The sequence below is a fragment of the Pandoraea sp. NPDC087047 genome (assembly GCF_044745225.1).
Classification (GTDB): Bacteria; Pseudomonadota; Gammaproteobacteria; order Burkholderiales; family Burkholderiaceae; genus Pandoraea.
Genome location: NZ_JBIUZU010000001.1, coordinates 542,129 through 563,146, shown reverse-complemented (window position 1 = coordinate 563,146; position 21,018 = coordinate 542,129). Strand labels below are relative to the sequence as shown.

Sequence of the window (21,018 nt, the reverse complement as noted above, 5' to 3'; positions counted from 1 at the left end):
TGGTAGCGCTGCCGGCGAACCGCCGCGGCAATCACGCGACTGCAGCGATACGCATCATGAGCATCGAGCATGCCGACGTCATCATTCCGGCACGACCATGACCCCTGCCCGCAAGCCGTTGGCGACATTCGGATTCGGGAACACGATGCGTTCTTCCGGATGCGACACCGTGTACGTATTCTCGCCGTCGCGCGCCAGCACGGTGCCCGCTGCGTACGGCGTGAAATTGGGCGTATCGGCACTCACATCCAGAACGAAGGCGTCGGTGCGGCGTACGATCTCTGCGGCCACGCGAAAGCGCTTTGCGTGCAGCACCTGCCCGTCCTCGCGCGCGCTCATCTCGCCGCCCGACAGCCAGCGGCGCAGTGCGGCGTCGATCCCCGCAAAATCCGTGAGATGGTTTTCGCCAAACGGCGCGACCTTGCCGAGTTCGAGCGTGCAACTCTCGGCGCCGAACCGCGCGCACGTGTAATAAGAGAACGTGACGGAGGGTTGCTCGGTGCGCATGATCGCTTCGATATCGGCGGCGGCGAGCGCCTCGTACCACGTGTTGCCGGGAGGATGCTGCGTCGTGCCGGGAACGACCGCAAATCGCGTGAAGAGCGACGCGCGGATGGCCGTGTGCATGTCGATGTGACGACGCTGACGACGTATGCCATCCACGCCCGCAAAGAACTGCGCCACGATCACTTCGAGCTCGCGAGCGCGTTGCACGGCAGGCGATTCGGCGCGCTTGGCGTGCGCGCCCTGGAACAGCCGGTTCAGGTCGTACTCGAGATAGCGTTTGCCGGCACGCACGGCGTCCGGGTTGCCGAGCACGACGAGCACGCGCTCTCGCAGCGTCAGACGGCCGTCGGCGATGTCACGCAAAATGCCGTCGACGATTTCGATGGGGGCTGTCTCGTCGCCGTGAACACCGCACGAGAGGATGGCGTCGAAGCGATGGCCCGGCTGTGCCGCTTTTGCGTCGAGGGCATTGCTCGCGCCATCGGTCATGTCTGCGGGTGTCAGTTCAAGCACGCCTTCTGCGTGCCGTTTCCAGCGTACGCCGCAGGGGTCGATGCCTTCGCCGTGAATGTAGTCACGCGCTTCGCGTACGTCGCTAAGCCAGTGGCGCAGGGCCGAACGATGGGCCTCGGTCATGATAAGCAATCTCAGGAGAATCGATTTCGTATTCTATGCGTGCGCGCGTCATGACAGTCATATGACGTCGCAGACCCCCGGTTGACAAGGGTTTGCGGGGGCGATCAACGTGCGCGCATTGTTCCGGCTGTCGAATCCGTGTCATCATGATCCGCATCGCACGCCGCTTTATCGGGCGTGGCCCCCGGGATAGCCGTCCATGACCGATCTGTACATCGAAGGTGCCTGGCGTACCGCCAACGGGGCGCAATTCCGCTCTCTCGATCCCATGTCGGGCGATGTCGTCTGGCATGGCCGTGCGGCCAACGCCGGCGAAGTCGCCGCGGCCGTTCAGGCGGCGCGGCGCGCGCAACGCGACTGGGCGCGGCTCGCGTTCGACGAACGTCTTGCCGTCTTGCAGCGTTTTGCGGCCATCGTCAGCGCGAAAACCGAGACGCTGGCCGACGCCATCGGCCGCGAGACCGGCAAACCGCTGTGGGAAGCGCGCACCGAAGTGGCGACCATGTCTGCCAAGGTCTTCAACTCGGCGAAGGCTTATCAGGAGCGCACCGGCGAGCGGCGCAGTCCTGTCGCGGACGGCCAGAGCGTGGTGCGTCATCGCGCGCATGGCGTGATGGCTGTCTTCGGCCCGTACAACTTTCCGGGGCACCTCCCCAACGGGCACATTGTGCCGGCGTTGCTCGCGGGCAATACCGTCGTTTTCAAACCGAGCGAACTTGCCCCCGGCGTGGCCGAGCGCACGCTGCAATGCTGGATCGACGCCGGCTTGCCGCCGGGCGTGCTCAATCTGGTGCAAGGCGCACGCGATACCGGCGCAGCCCTCGCCGCGCATGAGGACATCGACGGCGTGTGCTTCACCGGCAGTTCCGCCACGGGCCGCGCGCTGCATCAACAATTTGCCGGAAGGCCGGACAAGATCCTCGCGCTCGAGATGGGCGGCAACAATCCGCTGATCGTCGACGCGCCCTCGGACGTCGACGCCGCCGTTCACGTGGCCGTCCAGTCCGCGTTCCTGTCTGCCGGCCAGCGCTGCACCTGCGCCCGGCGTCTGCTGGTGCCGCAAGGCCCACAGGGCGACGCGTTCATCGCGCGCCTGACCTACGTCACACAACGCATCAGCGTCGGGCGCTACGACGCCGAGCCACAACCGTTCATGGGTGCTGTCGTGTCCTTGCAGGCGGCGCGTCGCATGACGGCTGCGCAGGCCGATCTGATGGCGCTCGGCGCTCGCATGATCCTGGCGTTGTCGCAACCGGATGGTCGCTCGGCGTTGCTCACGCCCGGCTTGATCGATGTGACGGCACTCGCCGCGCGCGGCGTCTTGCCCGACGAGGAGTACTTCGGCCCATTGCTGCAAGTGCTTCGTTACGACACGTTCGACGAGGCCATCGAACTCGCGAATCGAACCCGCTACGGATTGGCCGCCGGGCTGCTGTCCGACGATCCGGCGCGCTACGAACAGTTTCTTGCCGGCATTCGTGCGGGCGTCGTCAATTGGAATCGACCGACGACGGGCGCGGCCGGGGCGGCGCCGTTCGGTGGCGTGGGCGAGTCCGGCAACCACCGTCCCAGCGCCTGGTACGCCGCGGACTACTGCGCCTACCCGATAGCGTCGATGGAGGCGGCGCGCGTGGTGATGCCCGAGCGCCTCGGTCCCGGATTGGACTTCGGCACGGCTTGATCGCAGCAGAAGGCCGCACATCGCGGCTCGCAGAATTTCCGTTTTTCACACTGGTTTTTTGCTTTTTTCAGGAATTGACATGACGCGCTTTGCCTTCGAAGCCAACTTCGACGGATTGGTCGGCCCCACGCACAACTACGCAGGGTTGTCGTTCGGTAACGTCGCCTCGGCGAATAACGCCAACCGCGTATCGAACCCGCGTGAGGCGGCGTTGCAAGGTCTGGCGAAGATGAAGGCGCTGGCCGATCTCGGCTACGCTCAGGGCGTATTGCCGCCGCAGGAGCGTCCGTCGGTTGCGTTGTTGCGCACGCTCGGTTTTTCGGGAGACGACCGGACCGTCATTCGCGAGGCCGCGCGTATGGCCCCGGAACTGCTCGGTACCGCGTCTTCTGCGGCGAGCATGTGGACGGCCAATGCCGCGACCGTCAGCCCGTCGGCAGACACGCGCGACGGGCGGGTGCATTTCACGGCGGCGAATCTTTGCAGCAAGTTGCATCGCGCTATCGAGCACGAAACGACCTCGCGCGTGCTGCGCACGGTGTTTGCGGACGAGGCACGCTTTGCGCATCACGACGCCTTGCCGGGCTGGCCGTCGCTGGGCGACGAGGGCGCGGCCAACCACACGCGGCTTTGTGGGGCATACGGTGAGCGAGGGGTCGAGTTTTTTGTCTACGGACGAGACGATCTCGCGAGCGCGCCGGCGCCGCGCCGCTTCCCGGCCCGTCAGACGTTGCAGGCGAGTCAGGCGATTGCGCGGCGCCACGGACTGAGCGACGCCGACGTCGTATTTGCGCAGCAACATCCGGACGCCATCGATGCCGGTGTCTTCCACAACGACGTCATCGCCGTAGGTAACGGCAACGTACTGTTCTGCCACGCACAGGCGTTCGTCGATCAGGCGGCGGTGCTATCGACCTTGCGCGAGCGGCTGGCGGCCAGAGGAACGCAACTTGACGTCGTCGAAGTCTCGCCCGACGACGTTTCGATTGAGGACACCGTCGGCAGTTACCTCTTCAACAGTCAGTTGCTGTCGCGTGCGGCGGAGGCGGGCGGGGGCATGCGGCTGGTCGTGCCGCAGGAGTGCCGGGAGCGTCCGGCCGTGTGGCGCTATCTGGAGTCGCTGGTGGCCAGCGGCGGACCGATTCGCGAGCTGCATGTGTTCGATTTGCGCGAGAGCATGCGTAACGGCGGCGGCCCGGCGTGCCTGCGTCTGCGCGTGGTGCTCACGCCCGAAGAGCGCGAGGCGACCCATGCCGGCGTGTGGATCGACGACGCGCGTTACGCCACGTTGACCGATTGGGTGAAGCGTCACTATCGCGACCAACTGGCGGTTGGCGATCTGGCGGACCCGGCATTGCTCGACGAGTGCCGTGCCGCCCTCGACGAGCTCACCCGGTTGCTCGGACTGGGCAGCCTTTACCCGTTCCAGCGCGACGTGCAATAGCCGCGCCGTCGCGATGTTCGATCAGAAGCAGCCGCAGCAACATGAACCGAAACGGAAGGAGTCGATTCGATGACGACGATCATTGGTTTGTCCGGCAGCCTGCGCAAGGGCTCTTACAACACGGCGTTACTGACGGCGGCGAAGGCGGTGGCGCCCGCAGGCGTCACACTCGATTTGCGGACGCTGCACGGCATTCCGCTATACGACGGCGACGTGGAGGCGAGCGACGGCATTCCCGCAGCCGTCACCTCATTGAAGGACGCCATCGCCCAGGCCGACGGCCTGTTGCTGGCCACCCCGGAGTACAACAACGGCATGCCGGGCGTCTTCAAGAATGCGATCGATTGGCTATCGCGTCCACCCGCAGATAGCGCACGGGTCTTCCGAGGCAAGCCGGTGGCGATCATGGGCGCATCGCCCGGTGGCTTCGGCACGATTCTCAGTCAGAACGCGTGGCTGCCGGTGCTGCACACCTTGCAAACGACCCCGTGGTGGCAGGGCCGCCTGATGGTTTCTCGTGCCAACAAGGTCATTGATGCCGATGGAAACCTTCAGGACGACGCCGTGCGCCAGCAACTGGCGGATTTTGTCGCAGGCTTCGTCGCGTTTCTGAACGAATGCAAGCGAGATGGTTGATATAAATTTTTATAAATCATTGGGTTGTGATGATTTTTTAATGTGGTTTATTGCTTGGGAGGTGATCGGAACCTTCCCCAATCAAGGTTGACGAACCGATATGTGACGCGATTCACGGAATCTCCGGCGATGCACTATGCTGGATGGAACGTGTCGGTCGACACGTCGATCGTGTCCTTTCGTCAACCCGGGGGTGCCGCCATGCAAATCGAGTTTCCGGATCACCGTCCCATGTTCAATTATGAAGAGCTGACGATCGAGTTCGCGGTTGTCGTCAATGGCCGGCCGATCGATTGCGCCGTATCGGCCGAAGCACTGGAATCGCATTTCCACGCGCACTCGGCCGAGGCAGACGACCTGCTGCACGCTTTCGAGCACGGTCGCAGCCGTATCGAGGCGCTGACGCGCGAATATCTGTCGATGGGCTTGCCGGGCCCGGTGCTGCTGCGCAGCGGGCACTTCCGCTGGGCGCAGCGCCATGAGGCCCGCCGTTGATCGGCGGCTGCCCCTAGGCGTGCGTTTTCAGACGGCGCTGGCAGGGTCCTGATGGGGTGGATATTGCACTGCTATTGATGCGGGTCAACGTCTGGATGGTTAGGCATACGACTCAATAGGCGAGCTGTAGGGATCGGCGTACACTGGTGTTGCCGCTAAAGAAGTTACGCCAGCGGCATCATTGCCGATAACTATAAGGAGTCGCCATGGGCTCGGAATTTCGCGTCGTTATCGCCTCGATCGCGGCCTTCATGACGTTGGGCGGGGCATTCGCCACTATCCACGGTCTGCTGTACGACCAATCGCACGTCATGCACGGCGGCGTGGTCACGGTGCTGTTCGGTATCTTGTTCATCGTCGTGATGCTGACGCCATGGCCGCGAGATGAGGCGGCCGATACCAAAACCAAGTCGTGACATCGGTGGTTCCGAACGCCTCCGGCCCCTTCGTTAGCGGCTAACCCTTTGGCGCAGGGCGTCCTACACTGAAATCGAGGGACGCCGTCGAAGCTATCCGAAGATCGCGCGGCCCGGCGTGAACGCGCCGCGAGCCTCGTCGATTCTCTCGATCCCATCATTCGCTTCGCAACGGGCGTGGTCTCGTTGTGAGGTGACGTATGTGTTCCGATAGCCGCGTCTTCATTGCCTCCATCGCCGCGTTCGTGATGTTGGGAGGCATTTTCGCCACCATTCACGGTCTGCTGTTCAACCTGCCGGAGGTGTCGCGCTACGGCGTGGCCGCCGTGCTGCTCGGCGCAACCTGCACGGCCACCATGCTTATCCCGTGGGGGGCGCGCGACGAGTCGTGAGCGCGTTGTGATGGGGGCTTGATCGAGCCCTGGCCAGCGCTGTGTTCGCGCCGTAAGTTGCGGCCCGAGGCCCGGCACGTCGCGTATCGCGTTCAGCGCGCAGACTTGTTCAGTCGCGCCCGCAGGCACATGAAGGCGGGCGCCTGGGACAATTCGTCGTAAAGCCGCGGGCTGACGGCCTTCATTTCCGGTAACGGCAGCGGCTCGACCATCTGTTCGAGTTGCCAGCCCGCGTCGGCGGCGGCATTCAGAATGCCCGCGAGCGGGCGGCGGTACGACTCCACATACGGCTTGGGCTCGCCGAAGCCGCTCCAGTACATGCCGAAGCGCGTGATCTCGAAGTAAGTCCGGTTGCGCCGGGTGCGCTCGTCCAGCCAGTCGCGCATCGGGTGGCCCATCGACCAGACGAGCGTCGCGCCGGGCTTGGCCACGCGAGCGAACTCGCGAAACGTCGGCCCGAGATCTTCCACGTAATCGAGGGCCAGGGCGCTGACGATGGCATCGAAACGGTCGTCGGCCAGCGTGACGAACGAGGTGCCGAGATCCTGTACGTCGAACGCGGCGTTCATGCCGTGGCAGCGCTGCCGCGCGAGCGCGATCATCTCGGGCGTGACGTCGATGCCTTGCACCGTCGCGCCTTGCTCGACGAGCCACGCACTATTGATACCCGGACCGCAACCCGCGTCGAGCACGTGCAGACCGGCAACGTCCCCCAACAATTGGCGCGTGGCAGGTCGCTCGTAAAGCGCGTTGTGCGGCTTGGTGACGGCAATCTCGGCGTAGCGTTCGGCGAAACTTGCGTAGGCGGTGCGTCCCATCGACGCTGGTTCGGTTGACGACATGCGCGACTCCAGGATGACGGCCCAAGCGACAACGATGGCGCAAGGGCGGATGAAAAATGCGGGGGAGCGATTGTAACGCCAAAGTTACGCCGAAGTTACGCCAAAGCGCCGGAAGCGCCCCGGATTTGTCTACGATGGTGGACAACGTACCGTGCGCCATCCCCCGGCCTGGTCCCTGGGAGAATCGAGTGTCTGCCTGCCACCGATGTGGGACAATGACGGCCTTCGCCGCTTGCAAGCACCGATCAGCCCCGGTTAGCGCTAGTCAACGCGCGTCAGCCTCCGTACCGAGGGGTTCGGCGGGTGTTGAGCGGCCATCGTTATTTCGCGACATTGCCTCCCAGCATGACCTCATCGAGCGCCACACATTTTCCGTCTGACGACCCAAACCCGAGCTCCGCGCCGGCCGACCTCATCGATGTCGCCGTGATCGGGGCGGGGCCTGCCGGTCTGATGGCGGCGGAAGTGTTGTCCGGCGCGGGCTGGCGTGTCGACGTGTACGACGCCATGCCGTCCGTCGGACGCAAGTTCCTGATGGCGGGCAAGGGCGGTATGAACCTCACGCACAGCGAACCGGCCGCGCCGTTCGTGGCTCGCTACGGCGAGCGGGCGGACGCAGTGGGCCAGTGGCTGCGCCGCTTCAGCGCCGACGACGTGCGCTCGTGGGCGCATCGGCTGGGCGTCGATACGTTCGTGGGCACCTCCGGCCGTGTCTTTCCTGTCGACATGAAGGCTGCGCCATTGCTGCGTGCGTGGCTCTCGCGGCTACGTGCCTCGGGGGTACGTCTGCATGTGCGGCATCGCTGGTTGGGGTGGGACGACGACATGCCGGCGAGCCCGGGCAATCTGCGCTTCGCGACGCCGGCTGGCGAGCGCCAGGTACAGGCGAAAGCGGTGGTGCTGACGCTGGGCGGCGCCAGTTGGCCGCAACTCGGTTCCGACGCGGCGTGGGTGCCGTCGCTGCGTGAGCATGGGGTGAGTGTCGCGCCGCTGCTGCCCGCGAACGCGGGATTCGAGACGGACTGGACGCCGCACATGCGGGAGCGGTTCGCGGGCCATCCGGTGAAGCCGGTCACGATGACATTGCCGGACGGCACCACGCGGCAGGGCGAGTTTGTGATTTCCGAGCACGGCATCGAAGGCAGTCTCGTGTACGCCATGTGCGCGCCGATCCGCGACGCGATCCGTGCGAACAACTGCACGCAGGTCTATCTCGATCTGCTGCCGGACTGGGCGCCGGAGCGCGTAGTGGCGGAAGTGGCACGTCCGCGCGGTTCGCGCTCGATGGCGAGCCATCTGCAAAGCCGTCTGGGGATTGCTGGCGTGAAGGCGGCGCTGTTGCGCGAGTGTCTGCCGCGCGAAACGTTCGACGATCCGGCGGCGCTCGCGGCCGGGATCAAGCGCTTGCCGTTGACGTTGCTGCGCACGCGTCCGATTGCGGAGGTGATCAGCAGTGCGGGCGGAGTGTCGCTTGAGGCGCTCGATGCGCACCTGATGGTGAAGGTGTTGCCCGGCGTGTTCTGTGCGGGGGAGATGCTCGACTGGGAGGCGCCAACGGGCGGGTATCTGCTCACCGCTTGCTTGGCCAGCGCATGCGTGGCGGGCGATGGCGTCGCGGCTTATCTGCGGGCGCTGGGCTGAACCGAATCGATGCCGCCGACGCGGCATCATCCGACGGCGCAGAGCCGTCGGACGTCACTCACTTCTCACTTCTGTGCTGATTTCAGCGCTGACTTGGGCGGCGGATCAACCGCCCCCACCTTACGCCGGACGAACACCCAGACGCCAGAGCGACGTCACTTCGGCGCGACGCGCGACGTGCAACGGATCGTTGGCGTCGCCGGCCTTCGGGTGGTTCGGACGCACATCGTGACGCGCCAGCACGACCAGTCCCGCGCCGTGAATCCACGACAGCAGCGTCTCGCGCGTGCGCAGGCCGAGGTGCTCGGCCAGATCCGACAGAATCAGCCAGCCTTCGCCGCCAGGGCTCAGGTGCGCTGCCAGTCCGTTCAGGAAGCCCTTGAGCATCTGGCTGTCCGGATCGTAGATCGCGTGCTCGATGGGCGCGTTGGCCTTCGCCGGCAGCCACGGCGGGTTGCACACGATCAGCGGTGCACGGCCTTCGGGGAACAGATCGGCGTCGACGATTTTCACGGCGCGCTCGTAACCGAGACGCGCGATGTTCTCGCGCGCGCACGCCAGCGCACGGGCGTCCCGCTCTGTGCCAACGACTTGCTGCACGCCTCGACGGGCGAGCAGCGCGGCGATCACACCCGTGCCCGTACCGACATCGAATGCCAGGGAGGTGGCGGGCAGCGGCGCCTGATCGATGAGTTGCAGATACTCGCCGCGCACCGGCGAGAACACGCCGTACCACGGGTGAATGGATGCGCTGAGCGCCGGGACGATTACCCCTTTCTTGCGCCATTCATGCGCGCCGATCAGACCGAGGATTTCACGCAGCGAGGCGACGGATGCGACATCGTCCGGCGCGCCCCAGGCTTCCGAGCAGGCGTCGCGCACGTTCGGTGCGCGACGCAGCGCAATGCCGTAGTCGGCGTCAAGCGGGATCAGCACCATGCCGAGAATGCGCGCACGTTGTGCCTGCGCCATGCGGTGCTTATGGAAGGCGTCTGCCGGGCTCGGTGCTGGCGCATCCTTGGCCGTCGGCTTGCGACGCGGACGATGCGGCGGGCGATCGACGCGGCGCGCCATCGCTTGCATCAACTGGCGGGCATTCTGGTAGTCGCCACGGTAGAGCAGGGCGGTGCCGCCGCAGGCGAGGTGATAGGCCTCGTCCGCCGTGACGGTGTCGTCGACGACTTCAACGCGCCGCGGCGCGGCGACGCCTGCTTCTGAGCGCCAGCGGGCGGTGACGGGGCGACCGTCTTCGGTCCAGGCTAGCGTCGGGGTAGTGTTCATGCTTTGTCTTCTGAATGGCGTGGCGGTGCACCTGAAAGTCTTGCCGGGAGGCCAAGACGAGACGGACCGAGGCCCCTTTCCGCTCTCGGACATCAACCCGAGTCGATTCGGAAAGGGGGCCCGGTCCGTCGTCTTCACTGCCTGTACGGTGCACCGTAAGCCCGCATTATGCCTGCGTTGGCGGGTCTTCGGCCGTAATCGCCCCGCTTGGGAGCTGCTTGGGAGTCACTTAGGAGCCGATTAGGCCCTGTTCAGACCGCTCTCAGACCGTTTTGCCTGGCGTGCTGAAGAGCATGCCGATGGCCTCGCGTAACGCGCCATCGAGTACCGGATCGACGCCTGCCACCGGCCCCTCGGGCAACACCGGCACGGGACCGCCGTGCCGAAGTGCCGCCGCCATGTGCGTCAGAATGGCGGCACCGGGGTGCACCGGCGCGTCATGGTCGTCGCCATGCGGGACGGTATCCGTGATGGCATTCGCCACACGCTCCAGCGAGACCAGCGCAGGCCACCAACGCGCCGCCCGGCGACTCACCAGCGGAGGCTCGGACAGTGCGCGCTGCAACGCGATCCGGGTATCGTCCAAGGCTTTGTACGCCGCACGCCGCGCTGCAAACGCGGCATCGCTGTCGTGTGTGTCGGCCAGGGCTGCGTAGCGGCCCAGGGCATCAACAGCATTGGCGACACGCTCGTCCAGTTGACGCCGCTCCCACTTCGCCCACGGCAGATAGCCCACCAGCAACACGATGGCGCATGCCGCCACGGCGTCGACGAAGCGCGCCAGTGCGATGTCCTGATTGCCCGGCTGCAATGCGCCCATCACCAACATCAGGATCGGCAACAGCAGGGCACTGAACAGCCCGTAGTTCCGCCGCAAGGCCCACGGCAGGCAGGCCGCCAGCGGGATCAGCGTGAGGAGATTGAACCAGCCGTTACGGTCGATGGCGACGACCGCCGCCGAGACGGCCACGCCCACGATACTGCCCACGCCACTCTGCAAGGCGCGCGCGAACACGGAGCCGTAGTTCGGCTTGAAGATGACTACGACGATCAGCGGCACCCAATACGAACGAGGCAACGCGGTGACGGCGATGAAGATTTGCGCGACGAGCAGACACAAGCCGATGCGCACGAGATAGCGCCAGACGTCGGGCCATGGCCACTTCGGCATCCAGCGCGGATGGGTGCTCGCGCGGGCCTGATGGCGCGCCAGCGCGATCAGCGGTGCTTCTGCCGCATGCACGGTCCCGCTCAGCAGCGGCGCGGCACGATGCAGGGCGGCTGCAAGCGTGGGCGCCTGATTGTCTTTGGCCGCCGTCGCGGCCGCCTCGATGTCGACGGGCCGATCTCGCTCGATGCTGCGGGCCACGCCGTACAGGGCTTTGCCCAACGCGCCCGGCACCGGTTGTCCGCCGTGCGCCAGACCGATGACGGCCGAGGTGATGGGCTCCGCCGCAAGAATCTGCGCCGCCCGGCGCTCCAGCACCGCCCAGCCGCTGGTCGTGCTCGCGCGCGCCGTCAATAGGGTGTCGTAAGCCGACGCAATCGCGTTTTCCAGCGAGCGTCGCGCGAGGCGCACCCGCGGCGTGCCGCTCGCGTCGAGCACGTTGGCGAGTTGCTGGTAGATGGCGGCGACGGCGTCACGCTCGGCTGCGCCGGGGTGACGCAGCCAGTGCACCGCCATGAGCAGCATGCTGAAGACGCCGCCCGCGGCCAGCAGCAGCGGGGCGCGCCATTCCGGCGGCGGCAGTGCGAGGCCCCAGCCGACGATCAGGTAGACCGCGCCCTGCAAGGTGGCGGCGGACGCCACGTTGCCGAACGTCCCTATGAAGCTGAACAACAGAATCGCGACTTGCAGCAGCACGTGGGCGAGCCACGGGTGCGTTGCGCCGACGTCCTGAATCAGCATGCCTGCGTGGAAGCCCAGCACGCCTGTGGCAATGGTGAGCAGAATGGAGAGGGCACGGGCGCGGTAAGGGCCGGTGCGGTCACCGGTGACGGCCGGCAGTGCGCCAAGGGCGATGAGGGAGGCGTCGGCGCCGTAACCGATGGCCGCACCGATGGCGGTGGGCACGGCGACGCTGAGCGTTGCATGGATGGCGTCCCAGCGGGAGAACGCGACGGGCTCCAGACGTGCGAGCCGCGTCATCCACGCAACGCGTCGGCTGGGTTCAGGCGTTGTCGTCATGGCCGCCGGGCCGCAGGTCGGGTCACGACAGACGCTCAGGCGCTTCGGCGTCCATCAGCGGCATGAGCTTGCCCTGGCCGCGAATCCACGCATGATCGGCGCGCTCGGCCATCTCTTTGTCGCCGCGACTGTCGCCATAGGCGAAGAGCACCCGTGGCGGCGTATTGCCCCACCAGGCTTCGAGACGTCTCACTTTCTCCGGGCCCCAGCAATTCGGCTGGGCGAATTCGCCGTGGAAACGATCCTGCGCATCGAAGGCCAACTCGGTACTGAGCACGGCTTCGAAGCCGACGGATGCCGCCCAGGGTCGCAGATACAGGCTGGGCGACGCACTTACGAGCACGATGCGATGTCCCATCGCCCGGTGCTGGCGCACGCGCGCAAGCATCTCGGGGCGAAGCAGATCGGGCAGGCGTTGTGCGATGAAGCGTTGGGCGTCGTCTTCGAGCTGAGCGCGTGAGCGGTCCCCCAAGGTCGCGCGCAGGAACGCCGCCTTGGCGTTGCCCCGGTCGACGAGGTGCAGTGCCGCGCCGATCAGCCACGGGGACGCGATCACTGCGCCCGCAACGAAGCGCGCTGTGCCAACGGTGCTGCGCACGAAGACGCGCAGGCTGTCGGTGGTGGAAAGGGTCCCGTCGAAATCGAAGGCGGCGACGATGGAGGCGTCTCGCATGCCAAATCAGTTTGTACGCACAGAAGGTGACGTAGGCGCCGAGTGCGTCGAAGACGATGAACTCGACGAACGTGACGCATGCGCAGCATTTGACGAATACGCAGAGTAAGTCGAGGGCATCGAAGGCGCGCCGCGCGAATTCGCGACCGCTACCAGATGCGGCCAGCGCTCGCTTGCCTGCTGGCTGGCGACGATAGCCTGCTCGTCCCGGTAGAACGGCAGCACGTCGGTGCCGACGGCTTCGCGCAAGCGGTCGATGTCCGAGGGGTATCGACGCTCGATCATCATGTCGGCGGCTTGCGCGGCGGCATGCTCACCCGCCTGTTCGGCGGACAGGCCGGCAAGGATTGACGAGGAATCGTTCTGGCTCATGTCGGGCATTCTATACGGTGCTTCGCACACAGGGCAATTGCTCTGTCAACTGGTCGGCCAATCTACCTGTTGCACGACACCTGATGGCGACAGTTCACTTGCTCACTGGCATCGATGCAAGCTAGCATGGCGCAACGTGCCATTTCCAGACACACGAACAACGCTGTCCCGCCGGGCCTTGGTAATCTTAGGATTGCATGACGACGTGATGAGATTTCGGGGCAATGGGACGTCGTTCGTGTCGACGTGGCGAGAATGCAGCGCAAGAACAGATGAGGCATCTTATATGCAGCTTCGAGCGTCTTGGTCGCGTTACACGAAGGTCACAACTCTCTGCCTGCTGGTTGCCGCAGCGATGGATCCCGGCGGTGTCATGCGCGCGGGCGCTGCGCCAACGGCGAGCCGCACAGGCAAGGCCCCGGCGCCAGCCGATACTGCCACGGCACCTCAGCCAGCCTCCGGCGCCACCGTCTCCCCAGACACGAGCAGCACCACGGTCGCCACGCTCCCGGCCGCGCCGGGCACCAGTCAGCGGACCGTCACGTTTGCCCAGTTGGGCCAGACGGACGGCCTTCGATTGCGTGGCACCGAGGGCACCGCAGACGTCAACTTCGGCATCCGCCTCGATCAGTCCGTGGCATCGGCCTTGCTCCGGCTGCGCTACACCTATTCGCCCGCGCTCATCCCGGATCTCTCGCAACTCAAGATATATTTGAACGAGGAATTGATCGCGACGCTGCCGTTCAACAAGCAGGACGGCGGCAAGAATCTCGTTCGCGAGATTCCTCTCGATCCACGCATGCTCTCGGGCTTCAATCGCGTTCGGCTCGTGCTCATCGGTCATTACACGATGGAGTGCGAAGACCCGATGCACTCCAGTCTGTGGATGGACATCAGCCCGCTGAGCGAGATCGTCACGAGCACCCAGCCGCTCGCGCTGCGCAACGATCTGTCGACGTTGCCCGCACCGTTCTTCGACCGCCACGACAACCGCGATCAGACGATTCCGTTCGTGTTCGGCGCGCAGCCCTCGCTTGACGTGGTGCATGCGGCCGGTGTGGTGGCGACGTGGGCAGGTGCCATCGGCGACTATCGTCGCACGCGCTTCCCGGTCAGTGTGAATACGCTGCCGTCGAAGCACGCCATTGTGTTCGTCACGAACGATACGATGGTGCCCGGGCTCGACGTGCCGAAGGTCGAGGCGCCCACGCTGCGCATGGTCTCGAACCCGAACGATCCGTCGCTCAAGCTGCTTGTCGTGCAGGGGCGCGACGCGAAGGATCTGGAGACGGCTGCGCTCGCCCTGGTCTCGGGCCGGGCCGCCCTCTCGGGCGATGCGACACGCATCGAGGCGCTCGCGCCGCTGCCACCGCGCCCGGCCTACGATGCACCGCGCTGGGTGCGCACCGACCGTCCCGTGAAACTGGGCGAGTTGATCGACAATCCGAGCGATCTGCAAGCGAACGGCTATATGCCGTGGCCGATCCGCATCCAGCTCAATCTGCCGGCCGACCTGCTGACGTGGGAAAACACGGGCGTGCCGATGGATCTGAGGTATCGCTATACGCCGCCGGTCAAGCCCGACGACTCGTCGATGAGCGTGGCGATCAACGATCAGTTCGTGCGCGCCTATCGTCTGCGTCCGGCGGGGGCGAGCACCGACAAGAGCCATATGCTCGTCGAGCTTCTCTCCGACGGCACGATGGCCGACCGCAAGGAGGTGCGCATTCCGGCGTTCCAGGTGGCCGCGCGCAACTCGCTGTCGTTTCAGTTCGCGATGGAGCCGCACAAGGAAGGCTTGTGCAGCCAGACGATCACCAACGCCGCACGCTCGGCCATCGATGCCGACTCGACCATCGACTTCAGCGGTCTGCCGCATTACGCCGAAATGCCGAATCTGAGTTTTTTCGTCGGCAGCGGCTTTCCATTTACGAAGTACGCCGATCTTTCGCAGACGACCGTCGTCGTGTCGAAGTCGCCGGACAAGGCCGAACTGGAGACGGTATTCTCGGCGCTCGGCCAATTCGGCCGCTCGACCGGCGTCTATGCCGATCGCTTCGAGGTGGTCGACACGACGCAGACCGATCGTTTCAAGGATCGTGACTTGCTGGTTGTCGGCACGAACGAGGCGGCGGGTCTGCTGACCAGGTGGGGCAAGAACTTGCCGCTCGTCATCGATCAGACGCGTCGTGTCATGACGTCGGCGCCGCAAGCATATCGGGGCGACGGCGTCATGGGCTCGGCGCTGGCGGCGAGCAACATCGGCCCGGCGCGCATGGATGCGCAGTCCAGCGGGACGCTCGCGGCGCTGGTCGGCTTCGAGTCGCCGGTAAGCCGTTCGCGCTCGGTGGTGGCGATCAATGCGTCGAGCGGCGATGCGTTGCTCAGCGTGGTCGACGCCATGGACGACAACATCCGGCGCGCCGCCATCCACGGCGATCTGGCTGTCGTCAACGGCGAGCGTACCGATTCGTACCGGCTGGGGCAGACGTACTTCGTGGGCGACGTGAACTGGTGGACACGCATTCGTTACCACCTCTCGAGTCATCCGATTCTGGTCGGCCTCGTTGCGTTGCTGGCGGCGTTCGCGATTGCGCTCAAGTGTTTCGGCTGGTTGCAGCGCCGCGCGACGCGTCGGCTGCAGAAGTAGATGGCACGCGCCGATGTCAGCGATCGGCGCCGTCGGACCGTGCTGCAGGCGCTTGCCGTCTGCGGCGCGGGGCCGATGCTCGCCAGTCTGACACCACCCGCGCATGGTGCGCCAGCGAAGGGGCCGGGTGCGGCTGCGCCGCCTGCTGCCAACCCGTCCACCTCACCGACCTCCGCCGCACGGTCGTGCCCGCCGGTCGACTGGCCCGAGTGGACCCGCTTCAAGGCCGGGTTTCTGAGCGACGACGGCCGTGTAATCGATCACAGCACGAGCGATCTGCGCACGGTGTCCGAAGGGCAGGCGTATGCGTTGACGTTTGCTGTTATCGCCAACGACCGCGCGGCCTTTGACAAGGTGCTCGACTGGACCGTCAACAATCTTGCTCAGGGCGACCTCACGGCGCATCTGCCCGCGTGGCTGTGGGGCAAGAAGGACGACGGTCAGTGGGCGGTGCTCGACAGCAACCCGGCGAGCGACGCCGACATGTGGATTGCCTACGCGCTCGGTGAAGCCGGCCGGCTGTGGAATGTGCGGCGTTACACCGCGCTCGGCGCGCTCGTTGCGCGGCGCATTGCGTCGGAGGAGACCGATTTTGTCCCCGGGCTCGGGCGTACGTTGTTGCCCGCGCCCGTCGGCTTTCATCCCGCCAAGGACTTGTGGCGCCTCAACCCCAGCTATGTGCCGATGCAAGTGGTGCGGTATCTCGCGGGACGCTTTCCGGACAGCGGCTGGGCGCCGCTCGTCGGAGCGTCGCTCAAGCAGATCACGTTGACGGCGCCGCCACTGGGCTTCGCGCCGGAATGGGCGATGTATCACGCGGGGCGGGGCTTCGAGATCGATCCGGAGACGCAGGGCGAGGGGAGCTATAACGCCATCCGCGTTTATCTGTGGGCCGGCATGCTCGCGCAGGGTAGCGACGATTTCCGCGCCTTGATGCACACGTTCGGCGGCATGCTGAAGTATGTGGCGACGCATGGCGCACCGCCCGAGCGGGTCAACACCCGCGATGGCACCGCGAAGCAGGACGGCGGTGCCGGCTTTTCGGCGGCACTCGTTCCGCTGCTGCAATCCACCGGCAACACGGCGCTCGCGCAAGGGCAGGTCGAGCGCGCCCGTTCGCTCGATGCCCAGTCGCCACCGGGCTACTACAGTTCGGTGCTCTCGCTGTTCGGTCTGGGCTGGCAGGACGGGCGGTTTCGTTTTGCGGCCGACGGCACGCTGCAAGTGCCATGGGAGGCAGTGTGCGCGACACGCTGATCCGCTCCGCCTGCATGACGTGCCTGCTGATGGCCGCGGGCGGGGGGCAAGTGCGTGCCGCCCCCGCGCCGAACGCAGCCGCCCCTGCGCCCGCCGCCCCGGCCGCCCCTGCCATCAATCGCGACGTGAGCAACTTGCTGTCGAGCGCGGCGCTCTGGCGTTCCCGTCACCGCAACGATCTCGCGCGTGCCGCGCTGGAAAAGGCGTTGCTCGTGCAGCCGGACCAGCCGGACGTACTCTCGCTGCTCGGTCAGATCGACATCGAAGAAAACCAGCCGCAGCAGGCGAACAAGGCGTTGCAGACCTTGCGTTCGCGCTATCCGAATTCGCTCGCGACGAAAGCGCTTGCCGACGTGATTCGCATCAACACCGTCGACAAGTCCCGCATTGCCCGCGCGCGTCTGCTCCAGCGCAGCGGACAGGCCGATGCCGCCTTCGCCGAATACAAGGCGCTTTTTCCCGACGGTGCGCCCACGGGCGAACTCGGGGTGGAGTACTACCGCGCGCAGGCCAATGCCACCAACGGCTGGCCCGCGGCGCAACAGGGGCTGACGAATTTGGCGAAGATGTCGCCCGAGGACACGCGCGCGTCGCAGTCGCTCGCCGAACTGACGATCGACCGTCCCGCGAGCCGACTGGCGGGCACACGCATGGTGGCGGAACTCGCCGCGCGTCCGAACGCCGATCTGAACGCCTTGCTGCCGCTCTGGAAAAAGGGACTCTCCAAGGCCGACGGCAGCCTCGACTGGTTGCCGCTCTACCAGCGCTATCTCGCCCTCGCGCCGAACGACGCCGACATCCGTGCGGCCTACGACACGCTGGGCGCGCAGCAGGCCGCCCGTGCGCGCATGCTCAACGATCCCGCGTACAAGGCCCGGCAGGCGGGTATCAAGGCGCTCGATCAGGGGCGTCTGAACGAGGCGGAGAAGTCGCTCGATGCGGCGCGCGCCAAGCGTCCCAACGACGGCGAACTGCTCGGCTCGCTGGGGCTGGTGAAGATGCGTCAGGGCGATCACAAGGGCGCGCAGGAACTGTTCGCGCAGGCTATGCGTCGCGATCCGAATAACGCGGGCAAATGGCGCGGCCTGCTCAGGACGGCGCAATTCTGGGGCGCGATGTCCGACGCGCGCGACGCCCGCGATGCGGGGCGTCTGGCCGACGCCGATCGACTCGTGCGCAGCGCGCTTGCCAGCGATCCGAACAATCCCGACGGACTGGCGCTGCTCGGTGACATTGCGCTGCAAGACAAGCGCGATGACGACGCCGAGCGGCTCTTCCAGCAGGCGCTGAAGATCGAGCCGGATAACGACACGGCGTTGCGCGGCATGATTACGCTCTACTCGCGCCAGCAACGCCGCACGGAACTCGCGAACCTGCTGGGCGATCTGCGCCGGCGCTTCCCGCAGGACAGGGCGCGCTTCGACAAGGCCGAGGCCGCTGCCTTGTCCGACGATGCCGAGCGTGCCATCGCCGAAGGCCACAATGGTCCGGCGCTCGCGGCGCTGGAGCGTGCCGTGGCGCTCGATCCGGGGAACGCCTGGACGCGCTACTCCCTCGCCAGCCTTTACCGCAAACTTCGCCTGCCGCAGATCGGCCGCGACGTCATGGCGGAAGGCATACGCCAGCCGCTTGCGCCGGACGACCGCGCGCAAATGCTCTACGCGCAGGCTATTTACCTCAATGTGATCGACGACGAAGCGGGCGCACGCGCGTCGCTCGCCCAGATTGCCGCGGCCAACGTCACGCCGTCGATCCGGCGCATGCAGACGACGCTCGCGATCCGCGACTCGGCGCGTCTGGCGCGTGAAGCGCATGCCGCCGGCAACGACGACGAGAGCGAGCGCCGCTATGGCGAAGCGCTGGCGATGGCCGGCGACGATCCCGAACTGATCGGCGAAGTGGCCCGTGCCCGCGTGTCGGCGGGACAACCGGCGCAGGGGCTGACGCTCATGCGCGACTGGCTCGCGTCCCATGCCGGCAAGCCACAGCCGGACGCCCAACTGCGCTACGCCGAACTGCTCAATACGGCTGAGCGCGACGCCGAACTCGGCACCTTCCTCGCGGGCATGGACCCGTCCACCCTCGGCGCCGATCAGCGCGACGAATGGCAGGACTTGCAGGATCGTCTTGCATTGCGTCAGGCCGACCGCGCCCGTGCGTTGGGCGACTTCCGGAGCGCGCAGGAAAAGCTCGAGCCGTTGCTTTCGCGCGCGCCGCCCGACAAGCGCGCGCTGTCGACGCTCGGCGACATCTATTTCGACGAACGCCGTTTCGACGACGCCCGCAAGATCGCGCAAGATCAGATTGCACAAGACCCGACGGATCAGGACGCCCGTCTGTCGCTCGTGCGCGTGCTCTACGAAATGCAGGACGACGAGGCCGCCAACCGCGAGCTCGACCGCGCGCTGGCCGAGGCGTCGCCAGACGACGTCTGGACGCAACTCGCCGCCGTGCGCCGTCTCACGGCCATGGAGCGTTACGAAGAAGCGATTGCCCTGAACGACCGGCTGCGCACGCAGTTCCCCGATACCTCGGCCGTCACCGTGCAGCGCGGACGTATTGCGCAGTCGCAGCGTCACTACAACGAAGCGAAGGGATGGTACGACCAGGCGCGCAAGGAGGAGATCGTGCAGGGCGCGCTACCGGGCTACGACGGCATGACCTCCGCCGAGTCGGCCATCGACTCGTTGGAATCGCGTCGCAACAGCTATGTGGCGGCGGGCTACGAAATCGACCAGAAGAAGGGCGACGGCGGCATCTCGATGTTCAATGCCCGCGCCGTGCCCGTGTACGGCCAATACGCCGTGGGGTACGACGGCCACGTGTTTGCGCAGACGGACTACGTCAGTGCCGACTCCGGCGATCTGCCGCTGAACGGGACGTCCGAGTTCGGCACCTTGCCGTTCCTGAACGTGCCGGCCTTGCGCGCCGCCTTCCCCGGCGTGCAGAGCAACTACGGCACGAAGCGCCAAAAGGCGTACGGGCAGGCGCTCATGCTCGGCTACGAGAACGACTGGATCCGTGCCGACATTGGCCACACGCCTATCGGCTTCCCCATCTCCTATGTGACGGGCGGGGTGCGTCTGTTCGGCAATCTCGGCCGTTATCACTACTGGGTCGACGCGTCGCGCCGCCCGATGACCGGCAGCATGGTGTCGTATGCCGGGGCGTATCTGCCGCTGCCGGAGGTGTTCGGCGACGGCAAATGGGGCGGTGTGCGGCGCGATGCGATCACGTTCCACGCGTCGCGCGATTTTGCGAAGTGGGGCATCTTCGGGGAAGCGAGCGTGGCACGTCTCACAGGCGAGAACGTGCTGAACAACTCGGAGGTGTCGGCGCGCGCCGGTGTCGACCTGCCGCTCATCTACAGGCGCGACATGCGCCTGAACACCGGCCTCACGCTGTTCTTCGACAGCTTTGCGCAGAACGAGCGCTATTACACATACGGACACGGCGGCTACTACAGCCCGCAAACGTATGTGTCGCTGACATTGCCGCTGGAATGGTACGGACGCACGCAACGCTGGTCGTATTACCTGCGCGGCTCGGTGTCGTTCTCGCAAAGCCAGGAAAAGTCGATGCCGTACTTCCCGACGAGTGACGCGTTGCAGGCTGCGAGCGGCAATCTGACCTACGGCTCGGGCGGCGGTTTCGGCGTGGGCTTCTCAGTGGCGGGCCGGGCGGAATACTGGGTCAACCGGCATTGGGTGATCGGCGGGCAGGTGCAGTTCGAACGCTCCGATTACTACGCGCCGAATCGCTTCCTCGTCTACATGCGTTATCACTTCGACGCCCGTCGCGGTGACGTGCCGATGCCGCCTTCGCCGGTGCGTCCTATCTGGAGTTACTGACATATGAGCGCTCGCAACGACTCCGAATTCGTGACCGCCGACGTTGCCGGGCGTGT

Annotated in this window: 16 protein-coding genes; 11 read left to right on the top strand and 5 right to left on the bottom strand. The window is 65.9% G+C overall.

Going from position 1 to position 21,018, the window contains the following annotated elements; all coding sequences use genetic code 11:
• Positions 1-81 precede the first annotated feature (81 nt).
• Positions 82-1,143 (bottom strand): succinylglutamate desuccinylase, encoded by a 1,062-nt coding sequence (astE, locus tag ACIPHM_RS02355; protein WP_400324159.1) that lies wholly within the window; start codon positions 1,141-1,143, stop codon positions 82-84.
• 199 nt (positions 1,144-1,342) lie between these two features.
• Between astE and astD the strand changes: the two genes are divergently transcribed.
• From astD to ACIPHM_RS02325, 6 genes are all read left to right on the top strand, one after another.
• Positions 1,343-2,824: a succinylglutamate-semialdehyde dehydrogenase gene (gene astD / locus ACIPHM_RS02350; protein ID WP_400324157.1), complete on the top strand. Its 1,482-nt coding sequence runs from the start codon at positions 1,343-1,345 to the stop codon at positions 2,822-2,824.
• Positions 2,825-2,903: 79 nt separating this feature from the next.
• Positions 2,904-4,268 carry an N-succinylarginine dihydrolase gene (gene astB, locus ACIPHM_RS02345; RefSeq protein WP_400324155.1) on the top strand — a complete coding sequence of 455 codons (1,365 nt, stop codon included), beginning with the start codon at positions 2,904-2,906 and terminating at the stop codon, positions 4,266-4,268.
• A 69-nt stretch (positions 4,269-4,337) separates the two neighbouring features.
• Entirely contained in the window at positions 4,338-4,904 is a 567-nt protein-coding gene (locus ACIPHM_RS02340; protein ID WP_400324153.1) for an NADPH-dependent FMN reductase, read from the top strand.
• 201 nt (positions 4,905-5,105) lie between these two features.
• Positions 5,106-5,399 (top strand): DUF1488 domain-containing protein, encoded by a 294-nt coding sequence (locus tag ACIPHM_RS02335; protein WP_400324323.1) that lies wholly within the window; start codon positions 5,106-5,108, stop codon positions 5,397-5,399.
• Positions 5,400-5,605: 206 nt separating this feature from the next.
• Positions 5,606-5,815 (top strand): DUF2964 family protein, encoded by a 210-nt coding sequence (locus ACIPHM_RS02330; RefSeq protein ID WP_400324151.1) that lies wholly within the window; start codon positions 5,606-5,608, stop codon positions 5,813-5,815.
• 200 nt (positions 5,816-6,015) lie between these two features.
• Positions 6,016-6,207 carry a DUF2964 family protein gene (locus ACIPHM_RS02325; protein ID WP_400324149.1) on the top strand — a complete coding sequence of 64 codons (192 nt, stop codon included), beginning with the start codon at positions 6,016-6,018 and terminating at the stop codon, positions 6,205-6,207.
• 92 nt (positions 6,208-6,299) lie between these two features.
• Here the strand turns inward: ACIPHM_RS02325 and ACIPHM_RS02320 are convergent, their stop codons facing one another.
• On the bottom strand, positions 6,300-7,049 hold the full coding sequence (locus ACIPHM_RS02320) for a class I SAM-dependent methyltransferase (RefSeq protein WP_400324147.1): 750 nt from the start codon (positions 7,047-7,049) through the stop codon (positions 6,300-6,302).
• 345 nt (positions 7,050-7,394) lie between these two features.
• Between ACIPHM_RS02320 and ACIPHM_RS02315 the strand changes: the two genes are divergently transcribed.
• Entirely contained in the window at positions 7,395-8,690 is a 1,296-nt protein-coding gene (locus ACIPHM_RS02315) for a TIGR03862 family flavoprotein (protein ID WP_400324145.1), read from the top strand.
• 120 nt (positions 8,691-8,810) lie between these two features.
• On the opposite strand, the gene ACIPHM_RS02310 is transcribed toward ACIPHM_RS02315, so the two are convergent.
• The 3 genes from ACIPHM_RS02310 to ACIPHM_RS02300 all read right to left on the bottom strand — a co-directional run bounded on the left by ACIPHM_RS02310 (position 8,811) and on the right by ACIPHM_RS02300 (position 12,832).
• Positions 8,811-9,971: a methyltransferase gene (locus ACIPHM_RS02310; protein ID WP_400324143.1), complete on the bottom strand. Its 1,161-nt coding sequence runs from the start codon at positions 9,969-9,971 to the stop codon at positions 8,811-8,813.
• Between the two features lie 262 nt (positions 9,972-10,233).
• Complete coding sequence (locus tag ACIPHM_RS02305; RefSeq protein WP_400324141.1) at positions 10,234-12,159, bottom strand: FUSC family protein; 1,926 nt, start codon at positions 12,157-12,159, stop codon at positions 10,234-10,236.
• A 22-nt stretch (positions 12,160-12,181) separates the two neighbouring features.
• Complete coding sequence (locus ACIPHM_RS02300; protein ID WP_400324140.1) at positions 12,182-12,832, bottom strand: HAD-IB family hydrolase; 651 nt, start codon at positions 12,830-12,832, stop codon at positions 12,182-12,184.
• Between the two features lie 156 nt (positions 12,833-12,988).
• On the opposite strand from ACIPHM_RS02300, the gene ACIPHM_RS02295 reads away from it, so the two are divergent.
• From ACIPHM_RS02295 to ACIPHM_RS02280, 4 genes are all read left to right on the top strand, one after another.
• On the top strand, positions 12,989-13,183 hold the full coding sequence (locus ACIPHM_RS02295; protein WP_400324138.1) for a hypothetical protein: 195 nt from the start codon (positions 12,989-12,991) through the stop codon (positions 13,181-13,183).
• 307 nt (positions 13,184-13,490) lie between these two features.
• Positions 13,491-15,854 carry a cellulose biosynthesis cyclic di-GMP-binding regulatory protein BcsB gene (bcsB, locus tag ACIPHM_RS02290; RefSeq protein WP_400324136.1) on the top strand — a complete coding sequence of 788 codons (2,364 nt, stop codon included), beginning with the start codon at positions 13,491-13,493 and terminating at the stop codon, positions 15,852-15,854.
• The gene (bcsZ, locus tag ACIPHM_RS02285; protein ID WP_400324134.1) at positions 15,855-17,111 is read left to right on the top strand and encodes a cellulose synthase complex periplasmic endoglucanase BcsZ; all 1,257 of its coding nucleotides are present in this window, start codon (positions 15,855-15,857) and stop codon (positions 17,109-17,111) included. It abuts the gene before it with no gap.
• A complete protein-coding gene (locus tag ACIPHM_RS02280) occupies positions 17,084-20,962 on the top strand; it encodes a cellulose synthase subunit BcsC-related outer membrane protein (RefSeq protein WP_400324132.1) in 3,879 nt (1,292 codons plus the stop codon). The genes bcsZ and ACIPHM_RS02280 overlap by 28 nt, the downstream gene beginning before the upstream one ends.
• Positions 20,963-21,018: the final 56 nt, after the last annotated feature.